This window comes from Phycicoccus sp. (genome assembly GCF_035325325.1).
Classification (GTDB): Bacteria; Actinomycetota; Actinomycetes; order Actinomycetales; family Dermatophilaceae; genus Phycicoccus.
Genome location: NZ_DAOLAC010000002.1, coordinates 1 through 1,482, shown reverse-complemented (window position 1 = coordinate 1,482; position 1,482 = coordinate 1). Strand labels below are relative to the sequence as shown.

The following is a 1,482-nucleotide window of genomic DNA, read 5'->3' as shown; positions in this document are numbered from 1 at the left end:
TGCACGACGTGCCGGCTTCGATGCGTCCAAGACGCGGCCTCGCGAGTCGGCGGGGGCCCGCCCGGCCGACACCGCGCGCGGGGGCGGGAGGGCGCGGTGGGGGGTCGACCGCGCCCGCCGGGCCCTGTCCGGGTGGACCGCCGAGGGGCTGGCCACCTGCCTCCAGGGGATCGCCGCCGCCGACGCCGAGGTCAAGGGCGGTGGCCGCGACCCGGTCTACGCCGTCGAGCGGCTGGTGCTCACGATGACCCGGCAGCACTCCCGGCACCGCGAGGGCTGAGCCCGGACGGCGGTCCGTGCCGTCGACCCGGTCGGGGGCCGCCGTTTTGGTGGCGGGACGCGCCGGCTGGTACCTTTGTCGACTGCGTGCGCGTGTGGTCGCGCGCGCACGAGCACCACCCAGCGCACGTCAACCACGGGTGCCCCACGCCCGGTCCCGACGCGCGACTGCCGCCCTCTACGGCAACCGACACCCGACCGAAGGCATACAACCAGTGGCGAACATCAAGTCCCAGCTCAAGCGGATCAAGACCAACCGGGTCGCGACCGAGCGCAACAAGGCGGTCAAGTCCGAGGTCAAGACGGCCATCCGCCGCTTCCGCGAGGCCGCGGACGCCGGCCAGGCCGACACCGCCCGCGAGGCGCTCGCCGCCGCGTCGACCAAGCTCGACAAGGCCGTGAGCAAGGGCGTCATCCACAAGAACCAGGCCGCGAACAAGAAGTCCGCGATGGCCAGGCGCGCCGCTCAGCTCTGAGCCGAGCCGCCCGCACGAGGGCCCGTCACCCACGAGGGTGACGGGCCCTCGTGCGTGGGGGGCGACGAACCTCAGCCGAGCGCCCGCCGGACGGCGTCGGCGACCTCGGCGAACCGGTCGCTCGCGAGGACCGCTCCCTCGCGGCGCACGGCGTCGGGGTCGACCCGCAGGACGCGGTCGACCCGCACCTCGCTCGGCCGGCCCTGCCGGTCCCAGTCCCCGGAGCCGATGTCGACCCAGAGCCGGCCGGCGCGGCGCTCCTGCTCCGCGTCGCGGTCGTGGTCCCGGCTGGTCAGCTGGAGGCCGAGCAGCCACGCCCCGTCCCGGCCGACGAGGAGCACCGGCCGGTCCTTGCCGCGGCTGTGGTCCTCCTCGTACGGCACCCAGGTCCAGACGATCTCGCCCGGGTCCGGGCGGCCGTCGGGGTGCGGGTCGTAGACGGGGTCGAGCCGACCCTCGAAGTCGCCGGGGTACGCGTCGTCCCGCGCGCGGGCGGGGGAGGGGGCGGGCCTGCGGCGGGTGCCGCCGCGCAGCAGCTCCCGCAGCCCGCTCTCGAGGACCGGCCGGAGGACACGCTGCCACTGCACGCGCCCGACCCTAGCCGCGAGGGCGGGGCGGCAGGGCGTGGATGGGGTGAGCCCGGAGTGCCGGGGTGGTGTGGCACGGCGGCGGGGCGAGGGCACGGCGGCGAGGCGAGGGCACGGCGGCGAGGCGAGGGCACGGCGGC

Annotated in this window: 2 protein-coding genes and 1 pseudogene; 2 read left to right on the top strand and 1 reads right to left on the bottom strand. The window is 76.5% G+C overall.

Translation table 11 applies throughout. The features are described from left to right. Both PKA89_RS01665 and rpsT read left to right on the top strand, forming a co-directional pair. A pseudogene (locus PKA89_RS01665) lies at positions 1-280 on the top strand (hypothetical protein); the annotation flags it as partial. A gap of 214 nt (positions 281-494) precedes the next feature. Next, positions 495-755 (top strand): 30S ribosomal protein S20, encoded by a 261-nt coding sequence (gene rpsT, locus PKA89_RS01660; RefSeq protein WP_324415949.1) that lies wholly within the window; start codon positions 495-497, stop codon positions 753-755. A gap of 71 nt (positions 756-826) precedes the next feature. Here the strand turns inward: rpsT and PKA89_RS01655 are convergent, their stop codons facing one another. Continuing rightward, the gene (locus tag PKA89_RS01655) at positions 827-1,342 is read right to left on the bottom strand and encodes a type II toxin-antitoxin system PemK/MazF family toxin (RefSeq protein WP_324415947.1); all 516 of its coding nucleotides are present in this window, start codon (positions 1,340-1,342) and stop codon (positions 827-829) included. Positions 1,343-1,482: the final 140 nt, after the last annotated feature.